We start from the raw sequence: 14,976 nt of genomic DNA on the forward strand, positions 1-14,976 counted from the left end.
TTAAACCGCGCCACCAACTCGACATGCGGGGTGTGGCGGAACTGGTCGACCGGCGTCACGCCTTCGATTTTGTAGCCGCCATCGATCAGAACGCGCGCGTCGCGGGCGAAGGTTGCGACGTTGCAGGACACCGCGACCACCACCGGAATTTTGCTGGTGGCAAGCTGGCTCGCTTGGGCCTGGGCGCCCTGCCGCGGCGGGTCGAACACGACGGCATCGTAGTCGCGCAGCTCCTGCGGCATCAGGGGACGGCGGAACAGATCGCGGGTCTCTGCCTTGATCGGCTTCAACCCCGAGGTCGATGTCGCCGCTTTCTGCAGTGCGCCCACCGCGCCGGCGTCGCTGTCGAAGGCCGCGATCCGCGATTTCGCGGCCAGCCTGAGGGCGAACGGCCCAACGCCGCAAAACAGCTCGGCGATGTGCTTGGCGCGTTGGCAATGCTCCGATACCAACGCGGCGAGCGCCTGTTCGCCCGCGACGGTCGCCTGCAGGAATGCACCCGGCGGCAAGGTGACCTGCGCGGTCCCGATTTCGATCGTCGGCGGCGTGCGCATCAGTACCAGCTCGCCATGGCGCGTCAGCCGCGCCAAACCATGCTGTTCCGCGACCCGCGACAGCGTCGCGATCATGGCTGAGGGCAGCGGCCCCGAGCCGCGCACATCGACGTCGAGGCCGCCGTCGGTGGCGGTGAACTGGATATCGAGCGGCTTTCCGGTCGGCTTCAGCGGTTCGGCGATCGCCCACGCCGCGTCAAGCGCCCCGCTCAGGCCGGGATCGAGGATCGGGCAGCGATCAATGGGAACGATGTCGTGCGAATTCGCCGCCGAAAATCCGACTTTGAGCACGTCGTGGGTGCCCATCCGGCCATGAAGCGTGATCCGCCGCCGGCCGAGGCCATGAGCGTCGATCAGGGGATGCACGTCGCAGGCGATCTTCGCGTGCGCCAGCGTCTCGACGACCAGTTGGCGTTTCCATGCGCGGTAACGTTCGACTTCCCAATGCTGGATCGCGCAGCCGCCGCAGGTTCCAAAATGCTGGCAGAAGGGTGCGATGCGTTCGGGACTGGCGCGCTCGACCCCGATGAGGCGCCTGCGGTCGGGATGGTGACCCGGCACCGGCGCCACCTCGACGATCTCGCCGCCAAGCGCGTACGGTACATAGAGGGTCTGGCCGTCGGCAAAACCGACGCCGTCGCCGAGCTGGCCGACATGATCGATGGTGAGCCGCTCAACCACGGCGCGCGCCGATGAAGAATTCGATATTGCCGTCGCCTCCGGTGATCGACGACGGAAAGACGTGGATATCGGTGCAGCCCTGCGCAGACGCGAACGCGGTGATGTCGTCGCAGACTTCCTGATGCACCATCGCGTTGCGGATGATGCCGCGCTTGGAATGTTTTCGCGCCGCCTCGAATTGCGGTTTGATCAGTGCCAGCAAGCTCACCGGCGCCGCCGCCAGCGAAAGTGCCACCGGCAGCACGGCCTTCAGCGAAATGAAGCTGACGTCGATGACGACGACGTCCGGCCGCGCCGGCAGGCGCTTGCCCTCGAGGACGCGGATATCGGTTTCTTCCATCGAGACGATCTTCGGGTGGTCGTGCAGCGATCGATGCAATTGCCCGCGCCCGACGTCGATGGCGAAAACCATGCTGGCGCCGTTGGCGAGCAGTACTTCGGTGAATCCACCGGTCGATGCGCCGACGTCGAGACAGACGTGGTCCTCGATGTCGATGGGATATTGCTCCAGCGCGCCGGCGAGCTTGACGCCGCCGCGCGACACGAAGGGATGCGCCGCCTGCGCCTGCAATACGGCGTCGGCGGGAATCCCCTCGGAGGCTTTATGAACCTGCTTGTCATTGGCCGTGACCAGGCCCGCGTCGATCGCGGCCTGGGCCCGCGCCCGGCTTTCAAACAGGCCTCGCTCGACCAGGAGCAGGTCCGCGCGCTTGCGGGGAGGGGACAATTGGCGCTCCACGACTTGGCAATGTTGAGGGCGCCTCGGATCTTCGAGGGGCTAGAGGCGGCGAGCGCCCCGCGCGGGCGTCACTCCGCATCAAGCATGTATTCGATCGATCAGGCGAGCTTCACCGTCTCCGCCTTGAAGTCCTTGCCGAGGGCTTCGAACACCTTGGCGACGATGCCCTTGGCGTCGAGCCCGGCGCGGGCATACATCGCGGCCGGCGAGTCATGGTCGAGGAACACGTCCGGCAGGACCATCGAGCGCATCCGCAAACCGCCGTCGAGCATGCCGTGCTCCGCCAGCGTCTGCATGACGTGAGAGCCGAAACCGCCGACCGAGCCTTCCTCGATGGTGAGCAGGATCTCATGGTCGCGCGCCAGCTTCAGCACCAGGTCGACGTCGAGCGGCTTCATGAACCGCGCATCCGCGATGGTGGTGGACAGACCATGCGCGGCCAGCTCATCGGCGGCCTTCTCGCATTCGGCCAGACGGGTGCCGAACGACAACAGCGCGATCTTGGTGCCTTCGCGGACGATGCGGCCCTTGCCGATTTCGAGGGGAACGCCGAATTCGGGCATCTCGATGCCGCGGCCTTCGCCGCGCGGATAGCGCACCGAGCTCGGGCGGTCGTTGATCGCGACTTGCGTCGCCACCATGTGGACCAGTTCGGCCTCATCGGAGGCCGCCATGATCACGAAATTCGGCAGGCAGCCGAGATAGGCGTTATCGAACGAGCCGGCGTGGGTCGCGCCGTCGGCGCCGACCAGTCCGGCGCGATCGATCGCGAAGCGTACCGGCAGACTCTGGATCGCCACGTCGTGGACGATCTGGTCGTAGCCGCGCTGCAGGAAGGTCGAATAGATCGCGCAGAACGGCTTGTAGCCCTCAGTCGCAAGACCGGCGGCGAATGTCACCGCGTGCTGCTCGGCGATGCCGACGTCGAAAGTGCGGTCGGGGAAAGCCTTGGCGAAGATGTCGATCCCGGTTCCCGACGGCATCGCCGCGGTAATGCCGACGATCTTCTCATCCTTCTGCGCTTCCTTGACGAGGCTCTGGCCGAACACGTTCTGGTAGGAAGGAGCATTGGGCTTTGCCTTGGCCTGCGCGCCGGTCGCCACGTCGAACTTGACGACCGCGTGGAACTTGTCGGCGGAGGCTTCCGCCGGGCCGTAGCCCTTGCCCTTCTGGGTCACGACGTGGACTAGGATCGGCCCGGTCTCCATGTCGCGGACGTTCTTCAGCACCGGCAGCAGATGGTCGAGGTTATGGCCGTCGATCGGGCCGACATAATAGAAGCCGAGCTCCTCGAACAGGGTGCCGCCGTCCATCATGAAAGCACGCGAGTACTCTTCGACCCGGTTGGCGCGGTTGGCGATTATTTTCGGCAGATGGTTGCCAAGCTGCTTGGCCGCCTCGCGCAGCGTGCGGTAGGTCTTGCCGGAATACAGCCGCGACAGGTAGGCCGACATCGCGCCGACCGGCGGCGCGATCGACATGTCGTTGTCGTTGAGAATGACGATCAGCCGCGAATTCATCGCGCCGGCATTGTTCATGGCCTCATAGGCCATGCCCGCGGACATCGCGCCGTCGCCGATCACGGCGATGACATTATTCTTGCCGCCGGAGAGGTCGCGCGCCACCGCCATGCCGAGCGCCGCCGAGATCGAGGTCGAGGAGTGGGCGGCGCCGAACGGATCGTAGTCGCTTTCGGTGCGCTTGGTGAAACCGGACAGCCCGCCACCGGTGCGCAGCGTGCGAATGCGGTCGCGCCGGCCGGTCAGGATTTTGTGCGGATAGGCCTGGTGGCCGACATCCCAGACCAGGCGGTCGCGCGGGGTGTCGAAAATGTAGTGCAGGGCGGTGGTCAGTTCGACCACACCGAGACCGGCGCCGAAATGTCCGCCGGTGACCGAAACCGCATCGATGGTTTCCTGACGCAACTCGTCAGCGACCTGCCGGACTTGCTCCACCTTGAGCCGGCGCAGATCGTCCGGGGTGTGGATAGTGTCGAGAAGCGGCGTTTTACTGAATGTGGTCACAGCGAGTTTCCAATTTTGCAAGTCGGGAACAACGGCCCGACGTGAGATGGGTTGCGCAAGGTTCGCGCAGCGATAACCCAGAAGCCGGATGCCACCTGAGCAGGCCGAAGCCCGATTTTGAAAGCTGGATGCACTCCGGATCGTTCAATGTGATTTTAATCACCCTTGGCGGCTTCACCCTTCTCAATCATTTTCTTGAGCTTTTTGAAGTACTTACCATTGTCGGAATTTGACTTGGGAGGATCTTCGTCAGCCCATAGCCTTGAAGCTTTACACTAAAGTGGCGGCCAAAGCCAACCCGCCCCGGGGGCGTGACGCCCGACCAGTAAGGCGATGGAACCCGGGGATTTCAACCACGGCCATGGGCCGATGGTTCCATTTCGCCCAGAGGGGTCATCAATATGGCCAGTCTGAAGCCTTTTCAGGCATCGACCTGGCCCCTCGCTCTTAACTATTTCCGCAAGGAGTGAGGCGCCTTTATCCCGGTCGGCTCGATGCGTTTTCGAGCGACGCATGCCCTCGGACGTGATCCGGGGGTGGATAGCGCTCGCATAAGGAGAATGCGCCGAACAAAGGATTGGAACCCAGGTTCCAATAGGTCAGAACCGGGCCAGGGTTATCACTGCACGTCGAGTGGCTCGGTGCCGGTCGGCTGGCCGTTGGCGTCGGTGGTGATCTTGTCGACGCGGGCTTCCGCCTGCCGCAGCAATTCCTCGCACCGCCGCTTCAAGGCCTCGCCGCGCTCGTAGATGGTGACGGATTCCTCAAGCGGCACCTTGCCGTCCTCGAGCCGTTTGACGATCGTCTCAAGCTCTTCGAGCGCGCGCTCGAAGCTCAGCTTCCTGACGTCCGCTTGGGTGTTTTCGGCCATGGTGGTTTCCCGGGATGCGCTGTCTCGCCAGCGGAATCAAAGATTTCTATGCGGACGGATTGTGGCGCGAATCCGCGCCCATCAATGCGCTGACATGGGCTGCGACCGACTCGCTCAGGCCTTGAAGATCATAGCCGCCCTCGAGCACCGAGACAATTCTGCCTCCGGCACTGGCGTCGGCGAGGTCCATCAGTTTCTGCGTGACCCAGCCGAAATCCTCCGCCTTGAGATTGAGCGAGGCCAGCGGATCGCGAAAATGCGCGTCGAAGCCGGCGGAGACGATGATCAGTTCGGGGCTGAATTTCCTTAAGTTCGGCAGGATCACGTTCTCGAACGCGGCGCGGAACTTGGCGCCGCCATCCTCTGAGGCCAGCGGTGCGTTGACGATATTGTCGTGCTCGCCGCGTTCACCACTGGCGCCGGTGCCGGGAAACAGCGGCATCTGGTGCGTCGAGCAATACATCACGGTCGGATCGGCCCAGAAAATGTCCTGGGTGCCGTTGCCGTGGTGGACGTCGAAATCGACCACCGCGGCACGCGCAATCCCGTATTTGCGCTGGGCGTGACGCGCGGCAATGGCGACGTTGTCGAAAAAGCAGAAGCCCATCGGCTTGTTGATCTCGGCATGATGGCCCGGCGGGCGGACCGCCACGAACGCATTGTTGTGGGTGCCCGACATCACCGCATCGGTGGCTGCGACCGCGCCCCCGACCCCGCGCATGACGGCTTCCCAGGTGCCCGGGGACATCGAGGTGTCGCCATCGAGATAGACCAGGCCGCTGTCCGGCGCGATACGCCGCAGCTCGCCGACATAATGCTCGTCGTGACACAGCGTCACCAGATCGAGATTGCCCTCCGGCGCCTCGCCGCGCGTCAGTTCGTCAAAACGGTCTTCCCCAAGCACCTTGGCGACCGCGCGCAGCCGGTCGGGTCGCTCGGGGTGTCCCGGAGGCGTGGCGTGGTCGAGACAAGCGGGATGAGTGAGAAGAAGCGTCGTCATGCGTGGCCCTGGCGCGTCCGACGCGCCTTTCGAGGAGAGGCTAATGTAAGGTGTGATCGCCGCTGGGGAAAGGGCCGGGCAGGGGCCGGCGTATGAGTCACCTCGCCCCGCTTGCGGGGAGAGGTCGCGAGCTCGGCAGCGCACTTGCGCGCCAGAGCGAGCGGGTGAGAGGGACTCTCGGCGAATCCAGCCCTGACGAGAGTCCCCCTCACCTCGACCCTCTAAGAGCGAGCTTCGCTCGTCTCGACCCCGCAAGCGGGGCGGGGGAGCAGTAGTCGATCCCTGCTGCGTCTTACTATCCTAATTCAGCCGCGTGATGCGGTTTGCCGCGGCGGGGGCGATCGGGCTGTTGGCCTTGAAGTAAGTATAGAGCGCGTCGACGTCAAAGACGCCAAATTGCGGCGCGGTGCCCGCCTTCAACACGGTGAAGCCGTCGCCGCCGACCGACAGGAAATTGTTCACCGTCACGCGATAGCTCGCCGCCGGATCGATGCGTTCCCCGTTCAGCACCAAGCTATCGCTGATCACGTGTTCTCCATAGGGTTTCGCGTTGTCCCAGGCGTAACCAAAACCCTTCGAGACCTGTAGAATCCGCGGCCGGTTCGGATCGAGCCATTGCTGCTCGAGCATCGACTTGATCTGGTTTCCGGTCAGCGTGAGCGTGACCAGCTGGTTGCGGAACGGCTGGCTGGCAAACACATCGGCGTAGGTCACGGCACCTTCCTGCTTCTTCGTGATATCGCTGCGGACGCCGCCCGGATTGGTGAATGCGATCACAGCGCCGCCCCCGGCGGCGGCCGAGGTCGCGGCCAATTGGGCATCGGCGATGATGTCGCCGAGCGCGCTCTCGCCGGCATCGTCGGGCGCGCGCGACAGCGTGTCGGTGATCGTGCCCGCCGGGCGGTTGGCGATCGGGGCGGCGACTTTATCGTAGGACTCAAGCAGCGCGGTCTGTGCCGGATCCCTGGCCAGCGCGCCGGTGCGGACGATGACATTGTCAGCCCTGGCGCTGCTGACGTCGCGGGTCTTGGGGTCGAGCTTGAGGTCGATCGCGGTGACGAGGGTGCCGTATTTGTCGCCTGAGGTAACGAGCCGTCCGTCGATCTCGCAGACATAGGCCTGATGGGTGTGGCCGCTGACCACGACATCGACCGCGCGGTCGAATTTTTTCACGATATCGACGATCGGGCCCGATATACCCGGGCATTCATTATAGTCGCCGGCCGGAAAACCGCCTTCGTGGATCAAGACGACGATGGCCTCGACGCCACGCGCCTGCAATTCCGGCACCAGCGCGTTCACAGTGTCGGCTTCGTCCTTGAATTCAAGGCTCGCCGCGCTGACAGGGGAAATGATGTCGGGCGTGCCCTTCAGGGTCAGGCCGATAAAGGCGACCGGAATCTCGTCGAATTCTCTGATCTCGTAGGGCGGAAAGATGGTCTTGCCGGTATCCTTCTCGATGGTGGAGGCCGCGAGATAGTGGAACTTGGCGCCGGCAAAGGGATGCGGCCCCTGACATTTGTCGACCGGATGACAGCCGCCATTCTGCATCCGCTTCAGTTCGTCCTTGCCCTCGTCGAATTCGTGGTTGCCGACCGAGGCAATCTCGAGCCCCATCATCGACAGCGATTCGATCGTCGGTTCATCGTGGAACATCGCGGACAGAAACGGGCTCGCGCCAATCAGGTCTCCGGCCGCGACGAAGATGGTGTGCTTGTGGCCCTCGCGGAGTTGCCTGACCAGCGTCGCCATGGTTTCGGAACCGCCGGCCGGCACCATGATCTTCCGGGTCTTGTCGGCGGGGTCGGCGATCCTGATCCCGCCGGCGGGGGCGCGAAGGTAACCGTGGAAATCGTTGATCGCGAGGATCCTGACATTGACCGTCACAGTCTGTGCTACGGCGCGTTCGGACGGACCAGTTGCGATCGCAACGAGCGTCACCGCGGCGAGAATCTGAAAACCAAAGATCAGGCGAAGCGGATGTCTCATGACTTCAAGCTATAGCGTTAGTGTAACGATTTCACGAGCCGGATCCGATCCTCTCATCATGCGCGATGGCTCTATTGGGAAGATAAGGACAAGAGCTCCCAATTATATCCCCCGACTTGGGAAATTTTTCCGGGCTCCTCGGGCCATTGCCTTACGGTCCATTTCAACGTCGGGGACCACCAAAGCGTAGTGGTGTGATAGAGGATATTTTCGCGATAATAATCTTTCTTGATTTTATAGATCCAAAAGAGACCCGCCGGAACATGGGCCAGTCCATAGGCAACGACGGTGTAATCTATTTCATCCACAAATCTCGAAGAAGGATCGTTCTTGGCGATTCGCGCCGTATGGCCGACGCTAAGGGGCCATAGATTGGCAATCAGATTTTTTTCCGCAGCATCAGCGTCGCCAAGATGAGGACCAAGGCCACCGAACCAATCGTAGATTCCCTGAGCGTCCGACCTGATCCGGCAATTGAACCGATCTTCTTCGATCGCAATCATTCGGTTGGGGCGAAGGGTATTCCAGGCTGGAACGTTATAAGTGAACACAGTTCCGGTGTCCGGACAGCCAAATTTAGTTGTGGGAGTAAACGCGGCGGGAATTGGAATGAAGAACGACGTTTGACTATTGATAGCAGCCAGGATTGCGCACAAGCTGGCGAGGGATAGAACGAGCGACAGCAGCGCTTTCATTCGGCTTCACTTTCAAGCGGGGCTTCATATCGAGACCGATATGGCCAAGCCTGGAATCCACCGATCCTTCGTAAAGATATTGATAATTCCCCAACCGAAGATGCCCGGTTATGATAACGCGCTCTAACCCTTCTTGCGCGAAAAGAACGCCTTGAAAGCCGCGATCGCTTCCGCAGAACGCATCCGTTCGCCGAACAGATGGCTTTCCTGGTCGATCCTTCGGGTCAGGTCTTCCGGCAGCGGCCTCACGAGTTTTCGCGAGATCGCGACCGCTTCGGCCGGCAGCGCGCAAATGTCGCGCGCTACCTTGCGGGCCTCGGTTTCGGTGTGGCCCGGCGCCACCACCGTATTGACGAAGCCGGCGAGGCGGGCGTCCTCGGCGCTGAGCGTGCGTCCCATCACCAGCATCGCAAACGCCCGTTGATGTCCCATGGTGCGTGGCGCCAGCAGGCTGGACGCGCCTTCCGGAACCAGCCCGAGATGGATGAACGGCGTTGAGAAGGTGGCCATCGTCGAGGCGACGACGTGGTCGCAATGGAATAGCAGGGTGGTGCCGATACCGATCGCGATGCCGTCAACCGCGGCGACGATCGGCTTGGCGTTATGGGCCAGCGAATAAAGAAATTTCACCGCGTTGGAGGCACGGGGCGCGTCGGTGTTCGACGTGCCGTCCTTCAAAAAATCCTCCAGATCGTTGCCGGCGGTAAATACCCCCGGCCCCCCCGACATGACGATGCAGCGGATGGCCGGATTGCCCTGCGCGGTATCGATCGCCTCGCTCATGTCGCGATACATGGCTTGGGTGATCGCGTTCTTCTTCTCTGGCCGGCGCAGCGTGATGACCCGCGTGGCCTCTTGGTCGGTAACGATCACGTGTCCGGGCATGGTGCGGCCTCGAAAGGAGTGGCTTGAGTGTTTGTGGCGGCCATTCCGGAAATAACCTACATCATTCCCCACGGCGCCCAAAACCGCTGGTCGCGGTTTTTGACGTGGCGCAACGACGCGCGAGGAGCTTGACCATGCAACTGACCGGGATTCACCATCTGACCGCGATTTCCGCGAAACCGCGCGAGAATCTCGCTTTCTATACCGCCCTGCTGGGCATGCGGCTGGTCAAGAAGACCGTCAATCAGGATGACGTCAGCGCCTATCATCTGTTCTACGCCGACGGAAAGGCCAATCCCGGCACCGATCTCACCTTCTTCGATTTTCCGGCCGCCCCGGAGCGGCGCGGCACCAACAGCATTTCCCGCACCGGATTGCGCGTCGCGGGCGAAAACAGCCTGGGTTACTGGCGCGACCGCCTGCGCAACGCCGGCGGCCACGCCGGCGAGGTTACCGCGGTCGACGGCCGGCTGACGTTGCCGTTTGAGGATCAAGAGGGTCAGCGACTGGTGCTGGTCGATGACGGCGGCGTTGGACCGGCGTCGCCGTGGGAGAAGAGCCCGGTGCCGGCCGAGCACCAGATTCGCGGCCTCGGTCCGATCGTGCTCAACGTGCATGATGTTTCGCGCACCTCGATGGTTTTGACTGCCGTGATGAACATGCGGCATGTGCGCGACTACGCGGCCCCGGACGCGCCAGCGCTGGTTCAGGTGTTCGCGATGGGCGAGGGCGGTCCGGCCGCCGAGCTGCACGTCATCGAAGGTAAGGATTTGCCGATGGCGCGGCAGGGCGCCGGCGGGGTGCACCATGTGGCGTTTCGCACGCCGAACGAAGAACAATATCACGGCTGGACGCGGCGCTTAAGCGAACTCGGCATTCCCAACAGCGGCGAAATCGACCGGTTCTATTTCCGCAGCCTGTATTTCCGCGAGCCCAACGGCATCCTGTTCGAGATCGCCACCGACGGCCCCGGCTTCGCCACCGACGAGCCGATGGAATCGCTCGGCGAAAAACTCGCGCTGCCGCCGTTCCTCGAACCGAAGCGTGCGGCGATCGAGGCGGGGTTGAAGCCGATCGGGTGAGAACTTGGCCCTGGGGACGCGCACGCTTGGTCGTGCTTGGCGCGTCTACTCCCACCACGTCGTCCCGGCCTTGAGCCGGGCCCCATAACCACGAATGTTTGTGTTGCGCAAAGCTGGAGCCGCAGCTCTGCCTACAACAAGTATCGGTGGTTATGGGTCCCCGCGTTCGCGGGGACGACCAGTAGAGAGTGCGGATCAAGTTGCGCCCGAGTTCCCGAATGGACCGCCCATACCGGCCTCAACCTCTCCATCGTGTTGCCTTGGTTTGGTCAAACCCGGGTGAACTCTGGTAACGGATGTCGTCAACGTACAGGTAAATCCGCCGGCCGCCCTTGTGCGGGTGAGACATTGGACAGAGTACGGAGCGCCAATGCAATCCATGCTGAACCCGAAACCAAGCGATGATCCGCACGATGTTATCGTGGTTGCGCCCGATGCCGTTCGGGTCGCGCCCTCCGATGAACAGATTTCCCATCTGTTGCAGCAAGCCGCGCGCTTTCATTCCGAGGCGCAGGCCCGCAACGAAACCGGTGTCCCGGCCGGTCCGCCGGTTCCACCTGTGGACACGACGTTTCGTGCCACGGCTGTCAACGACATCAAGGGTCCGGACAACGGGCCGTCGATCGGCAGGCGGATGGGCCGCGCCTTCGCCGCGTTGCTGCTGGCGTTGTGTATTGGTGCAGCGGCGGTCGGCTGGCAGACCTTTGGCTATGCGGCCAAGAAGATGATGGTGAAGTGGATGCCGCAGTTCGCGCTGTCGACGTCGCTGCCACTGGAAAAGCTTTGGCCCCGCGCGCAACCGGCCCCGCCCGCCGATGAGGCGGACGCGGCGGATGCGGCGCCTGCGCAAACCGCACCGTCTGCGCAGACCACACCGCCCGCGCAGACCGCGACGGAAAGCAGCGCGGCGAACGCCACCGCTCCAGCCGTCGACCCGGCGCAGTCGCTGCAATCGATGGCGCGCGATCTCGCCAATGTCTCGCAAGAGGTCGAGCTGCTCAAGGCTTCCATCGCGGAGCTCAAGGGGCAGCAAACGGCGCGCGAGGCGGCGAAAACAGCCGAGCAGAACAGGGTTGCCGAGCAGAACGCGCGGGCCAGGATAGCAGCGCTTCCGCCGCGGCCTGCCGTGCCGCGGCCGCACAAGCCGATAGCACCATATCCGCCCACGCAAGCCTATCCGCCCGCGCAAGCCTACCCACCCGCGGCAGCTTCGCCGGTGTCGCAAGCCGCCACACCTTACTATCCGCCGCGGCAGCCTGAACCTCCGCCGCCGGCCGTCGATCAGCTGCCGCCCGCGCCGGGATTTACGTCGGTGCCCCGGCCGCCGATGCCGGTGCAGTAACGCATGATCCGGACCCGGAGGGCCGCGTTAGCGCAAAGTGGGAACCGGTTTTCCCTTGCGCCAAACGCGAAGCGTTTGCGCGAAGATCATGCGAAAACAAAGAGATGAGATCATGATCCGATTCGATCTAGTCGGATCATGATCCGCCCCGGTTCCTTAACGCCAGCTTGCGAACTGGCCGAGGCAGGTTCATCGGCCGGAACCAATCCGGCCACCGCGGCTTATCGCGCATACCCAAAGACCAAAAGACCAGGAGACTGCCATGACGATCGCAAAGATCCTTTCGGCTGGCGCTGTGGCCCTCACCCTCATCAGCTCGGCGGCTTTGGCCCAACAGGCGGTGACGGGCACGATTACCGGAATTAACCGGCTCAACGGCACCATCGCGATTCAGCGGACGCAAAGCGGCACCGTCGGGGCGAATACCGGCGGCGGCGCCGAAGAGTTCAAGGTACAAGGCGGCTTGTCGCTGGAGGACCTGCATGCCGGCGACAAGGTCAGCTTCTCCTCCACCGAGACCGGCGGGACCAGGACCATTACGAAACTGCAGAAGCAGTGAGACTTCGGAATCCGTGCCACACCGGCCCTCTCCCACAGGGAGAGCGAGCACAGTTCCGGTGTCGTTAGACTCGGCCGGCGACGCTTACCCCAGCAGCACCGCGTCCGCGCTGTTCACGGCTTCGGCGCTATCCATCACGGTGCGTTCCAGCGAAGGTGCCTGCACCGAAATGTTTTCGGCGAAGAACCGCGCCAGCGTGACATAGCGCGAAGAATCGCCCTCGCCGAGAGTGCGCGCGGCGAGCGCTTCGGCGGCGAGCGTGCAGCCGCCGAGCGTCGATCCGAACAGTTTCAGATACGGCGTCGCGCCGGCGAGCGCGTCGTTCGGCGCCGAGCCGACGCGCTCCAGCAGCCAGCGGCTGGTGCGCTCAAGCGAGGCAAGCGCGTCGCGCAGCTTGGTCCCGGTGGTGCCGAACGCCGGATCGTTCGAGGCCTCGACCTGACCCACAATGCCCTTGAGTTCGTCGAGCAGCGCCCAGACCGCCTCCCCGCCATTGGCGGCGAGCTTGCGCGTCACGAGGTCGATCGACTGGATGCCGTTGGTGCCTTCATAGATCGGGGTGATGCGCGCATCACGAAAATGCTGCGCGGCCCCGGTTTCCTCGATGAATCCCATGCCGCCGTGAATTTGCACGCCGAGCGAGGCCACCTCGTTGCCGATGTCGGTGGAGAAGGCCTTGGCGATCGGTGTCAGCAGCGCGCCGCGCGCCGCGGCAAGGCTGCGTGTCCTGGCGTCGGTGGCGCGCACGGCAATATCGAGCGCCACGGCGGTGGCATAGCAAATCGTGCGCGCCGCCGCGGTCAGCGCGCGCATCTGCATCAGCATCCGCTTGACGTCGGGATGCACGATGATGGGGTCGGAGCCGTCACCTTTTTTGCCAACGGCGCGGCCCTGGCGGCGCTCCTGCGCGAACGCCAGCGCCTGCTGATAGGCGCGGTCGGCAATGCCGACGCCCTCTAGGCCGACGCCGAGCCGGGCCTGATTCATCATCGTGAACATGCAGTGCATGCCGCGGTTTTCCTCGCCGACCAGGTATCCGATCGCGCCGCCGTGATCGCCCATCGTCATGGTGCAGGTGGGTGCTGCATGCATGCCGAGCTTGTGCTCGATGCCGCTGACGTAGATGTCGTTGCGGGCACCGAGCGAGCCGTCGGCGTCGACCAGGAATTTCGGAATCAAAAACAGCGAAATGCCCTTGGTGCCGGCGGGCGCATCGGGCAATCGTGCCAGCACGAAATGCACGATGTTGTCGCTCATGTCGTGATCGCCATAGGTGATGAAGATTTTTGTCCCTGTGATGCGATAGCTGCCGTCGGGGGCACGCTCGGCGCGGGTGCGCAGCGCGCCGACGTCGGATCCCGCCTGCGGCTCGGTGAGCTGCATGGTGCCGGGCCATTCGCCCGACACCAGCTTTGCCAGGTAGATTTTCTTCAGCTCATCGCTGCCATGCGCGTCGAGCGCCTCGATCGCGCTCAGCGTCAACAGCGGGCAGAGGCCGAAGGCGATGTTGGATGCGCTCCAGATTTCGGTGCAGACCGCGTTGATCGCGAGCGGCAGGCCCTGGCCGCCAAACGCCTCCGGTCCGGACACCGCGTTCCACCCGGCTTGCGTCCAGCGCTTGTACGCATCTGGCCAGCCGGGTGCGGTGGTCACGTTGCTGCCGTCGAGCTTGATACCGTGCTCGTCGCCGACCGCGTTGAGCGGCGCCAGCACATCGGAGGCAAATCGCCCGGCTTCCTCCAGCACGGCGGCGGCGATATCATGATCGAAATCACCGTAATGGCCGGCCTTCACGGCGGCCAGCAGGCCGGCGCCATGGTTAAGGGCCAGCAGCATGTCATTGATCGGCGCGCGATAGGTCATGACCGGGGTCTCGCTTTCGGGTCTCGCATCGGCTGGGATCAGCGGGCTGCCGTCTTCCCACGAAACCGCGCTTGTCTCAACTCCCGATCCGGTGCGATCGTGCCGCCACCGCGCCGGCAGGCGCGCCATTCCGGGCCCGGCAAGCCGCAATCGTTCGAAGCAAACGCCGCGCCGCCGGCTGGCCAAACCCAGCGAGAGATTCAACCCGAATTCAGGTTCTACCCTGTTGAAATAGCTCAACTGCCTCTATAGACCGGCGTTGCCAGACGGAATCCGCGGGACGGCCAGTCCGCCGCTTTCCGCAAGGCTATTGGGGCGTCGCCAAGTGGTAAGGCAGTGGATTTTGATTCCACCATGCGGAGGTTCGAATCCTCCCGCCCCAGCCAACCAGTCCGGCAACTGGAGATTGTGCAGTCATAAATCGCATAAATGCCCGCCAATTGCGGACTTTTGCGAATAAGAGGCCGGTCTCCAGGCTGTCCTTGTCGTAAACCCAATCGGGCTGACAACTGAGGCAGAATCACGCAATCCTTCTGTCCCATGAGGGAAGCTCTCAGCCTTATCTGGACGGCGTTGGTCGGGTTGTTCCGGTCACCTGCTTCGTTGGCAGCTGAGATCCTGGTGCTCCGGCATCAGATTAACATACTGAGGCGGCATTCGCCCAAGAGGCAGACGTTCAGCGCCATGGACCG

General features: G+C 63.4%; 13 protein-coding genes and 1 tRNA gene. 5 read left to right on the forward strand and 9 right to left on the reverse strand.

The window, feature by feature from the left end:
- The 3 genes from E8A46_RS20670 to dxs form a co-directional block, all read right to left on the reverse strand.
- Positions 1 to 1,235 (reverse strand): RNA methyltransferase (locus E8A46_RS20670; protein ID WP_291565216.1); only part of this gene is annotated, 1,235 nt, incomplete at its 3' end.
- Entirely contained in the window at positions 1,228 to 1,962 is a 735-nt protein-coding gene (locus tag E8A46_RS20675) for a TlyA family RNA methyltransferase (protein ID WP_291565219.1), read from the reverse strand. The genes E8A46_RS20670 and E8A46_RS20675, both read right to left, overlap by 8 nt.
- Positions 1,963 to 2,072: 110 nt before the next feature.
- Positions 2,073 to 3,998 carry a 1-deoxy-D-xylulose-5-phosphate synthase gene (gene dxs / locus E8A46_RS20680; protein WP_291565223.1) on the reverse strand — a complete coding sequence of 642 codons (1,926 nt, stop codon included), beginning with the start codon at positions 3,996 to 3,998 and terminating at the stop codon, positions 2,073 to 2,075.
- 41 nt (positions 3,999 to 4,039) lie between these two features.
- On the opposite strand from dxs, the gene E8A46_RS20685 reads away from it, so the two are divergent.
- Positions 4,040 to 4,231, forward strand: a complete 192-nt coding sequence (locus E8A46_RS20685; protein ID WP_291565226.1) for a hypothetical protein — start codon at positions 4,040 to 4,042, stop codon at positions 4,229 to 4,231.
- A 386-nt stretch (positions 4,232 to 4,617) separates the two neighbouring features.
- Here the strand turns inward: E8A46_RS20685 and E8A46_RS20690 are convergent, their stop codons facing one another.
- From E8A46_RS20690 to E8A46_RS20710, 5 genes are all read right to left on the reverse strand, one after another.
- Positions 4,618 to 4,869 (reverse strand): exodeoxyribonuclease VII small subunit, encoded by a 252-nt coding sequence (locus E8A46_RS20690; protein ID WP_291565229.1) that lies wholly within the window; start codon positions 4,867 to 4,869, stop codon positions 4,618 to 4,620.
- 46 nt (positions 4,870 to 4,915) lie between these two features.
- Positions 4,916 to 5,869 carry a histone deacetylase family protein gene (locus E8A46_RS20695; protein ID WP_291565233.1) on the reverse strand — a complete coding sequence of 318 codons (954 nt, stop codon included), beginning with the start codon at positions 5,867 to 5,869 and terminating at the stop codon, positions 4,916 to 4,918.
- Between the two features lie 300 nt (positions 5,870 to 6,169).
- Complete coding sequence (locus E8A46_RS20700) at positions 6,170 to 7,858, reverse strand: bifunctional metallophosphatase/5'-nucleotidase (protein ID WP_291565236.1); 1,689 nt, start codon at positions 7,856 to 7,858, stop codon at positions 6,170 to 6,172.
- A 71-nt stretch (positions 7,859 to 7,929) separates the two neighbouring features.
- A complete protein-coding gene (locus E8A46_RS20705; protein WP_291565239.1) occupies positions 7,930 to 8,553 on the reverse strand; it encodes a hypothetical protein in 624 nt (207 codons plus the stop codon).
- Positions 8,554 to 8,676: 123 nt separating this feature from the next.
- On the reverse strand, positions 8,677 to 9,438 hold the full coding sequence (locus E8A46_RS20710; protein ID WP_291565242.1) for a crotonase/enoyl-CoA hydratase family protein: 762 nt from the start codon (positions 9,436 to 9,438) through the stop codon (positions 8,677 to 8,679).
- 128 nt (positions 9,439 to 9,566) lie between these two features.
- On the opposite strand from E8A46_RS20710, the gene E8A46_RS20715 reads away from it, so the two are divergent.
- From E8A46_RS20715 to E8A46_RS20725, 3 genes are all read left to right on the forward strand, one after another.
- Positions 9,567 to 10,520 carry a ring-cleaving dioxygenase gene (locus E8A46_RS20715; protein ID WP_291565245.1) on the forward strand — a complete coding sequence of 318 codons (954 nt, stop codon included), beginning with the start codon at positions 9,567 to 9,569 and terminating at the stop codon, positions 10,518 to 10,520.
- Between the two features lie 370 nt (positions 10,521 to 10,890).
- The gene (locus tag E8A46_RS20720) at positions 10,891 to 11,862 is read left to right on the forward strand and encodes a hypothetical protein (RefSeq protein WP_291565248.1); all 972 of its coding nucleotides are present in this window, start codon (positions 10,891 to 10,893) and stop codon (positions 11,860 to 11,862) included.
- A 262-nt stretch (positions 11,863 to 12,124) separates the two neighbouring features.
- The gene (locus tag E8A46_RS20725) at positions 12,125 to 12,421 is read left to right on the forward strand and encodes a copper-binding protein (protein ID WP_291565251.1); all 297 of its coding nucleotides are present in this window, start codon (positions 12,125 to 12,127) and stop codon (positions 12,419 to 12,421) included.
- Positions 12,422 to 12,505: 84 nt separating this feature from the next.
- Here the strand turns inward: E8A46_RS20725 and E8A46_RS20730 are convergent, their stop codons facing one another.
- Positions 12,506 to 14,284, reverse strand: coding sequence for an acyl-CoA dehydrogenase (locus tag E8A46_RS20730; protein WP_291565255.1), 1,779 nt, complete (start codon positions 14,282 to 14,284; stop codon positions 12,506 to 12,508).
- A gap of 311 nt (positions 14,285 to 14,595) precedes the next feature.
- Between E8A46_RS20730 and E8A46_RS20735 the strand changes: the two genes are divergently transcribed.
- A tRNA-Gln gene (locus E8A46_RS20735) sits at positions 14,596 to 14,670 on the forward strand.
- Positions 14,671 to 14,976: the final 306 nt, after the last annotated feature.

The sequence above is a fragment of the Bradyrhizobium sp. genome (assembly GCF_004799445.1).
Classification (GTDB): domain Bacteria; phylum Pseudomonadota; class Alphaproteobacteria; order Rhizobiales; family Xanthobacteraceae; genus Bradyrhizobium.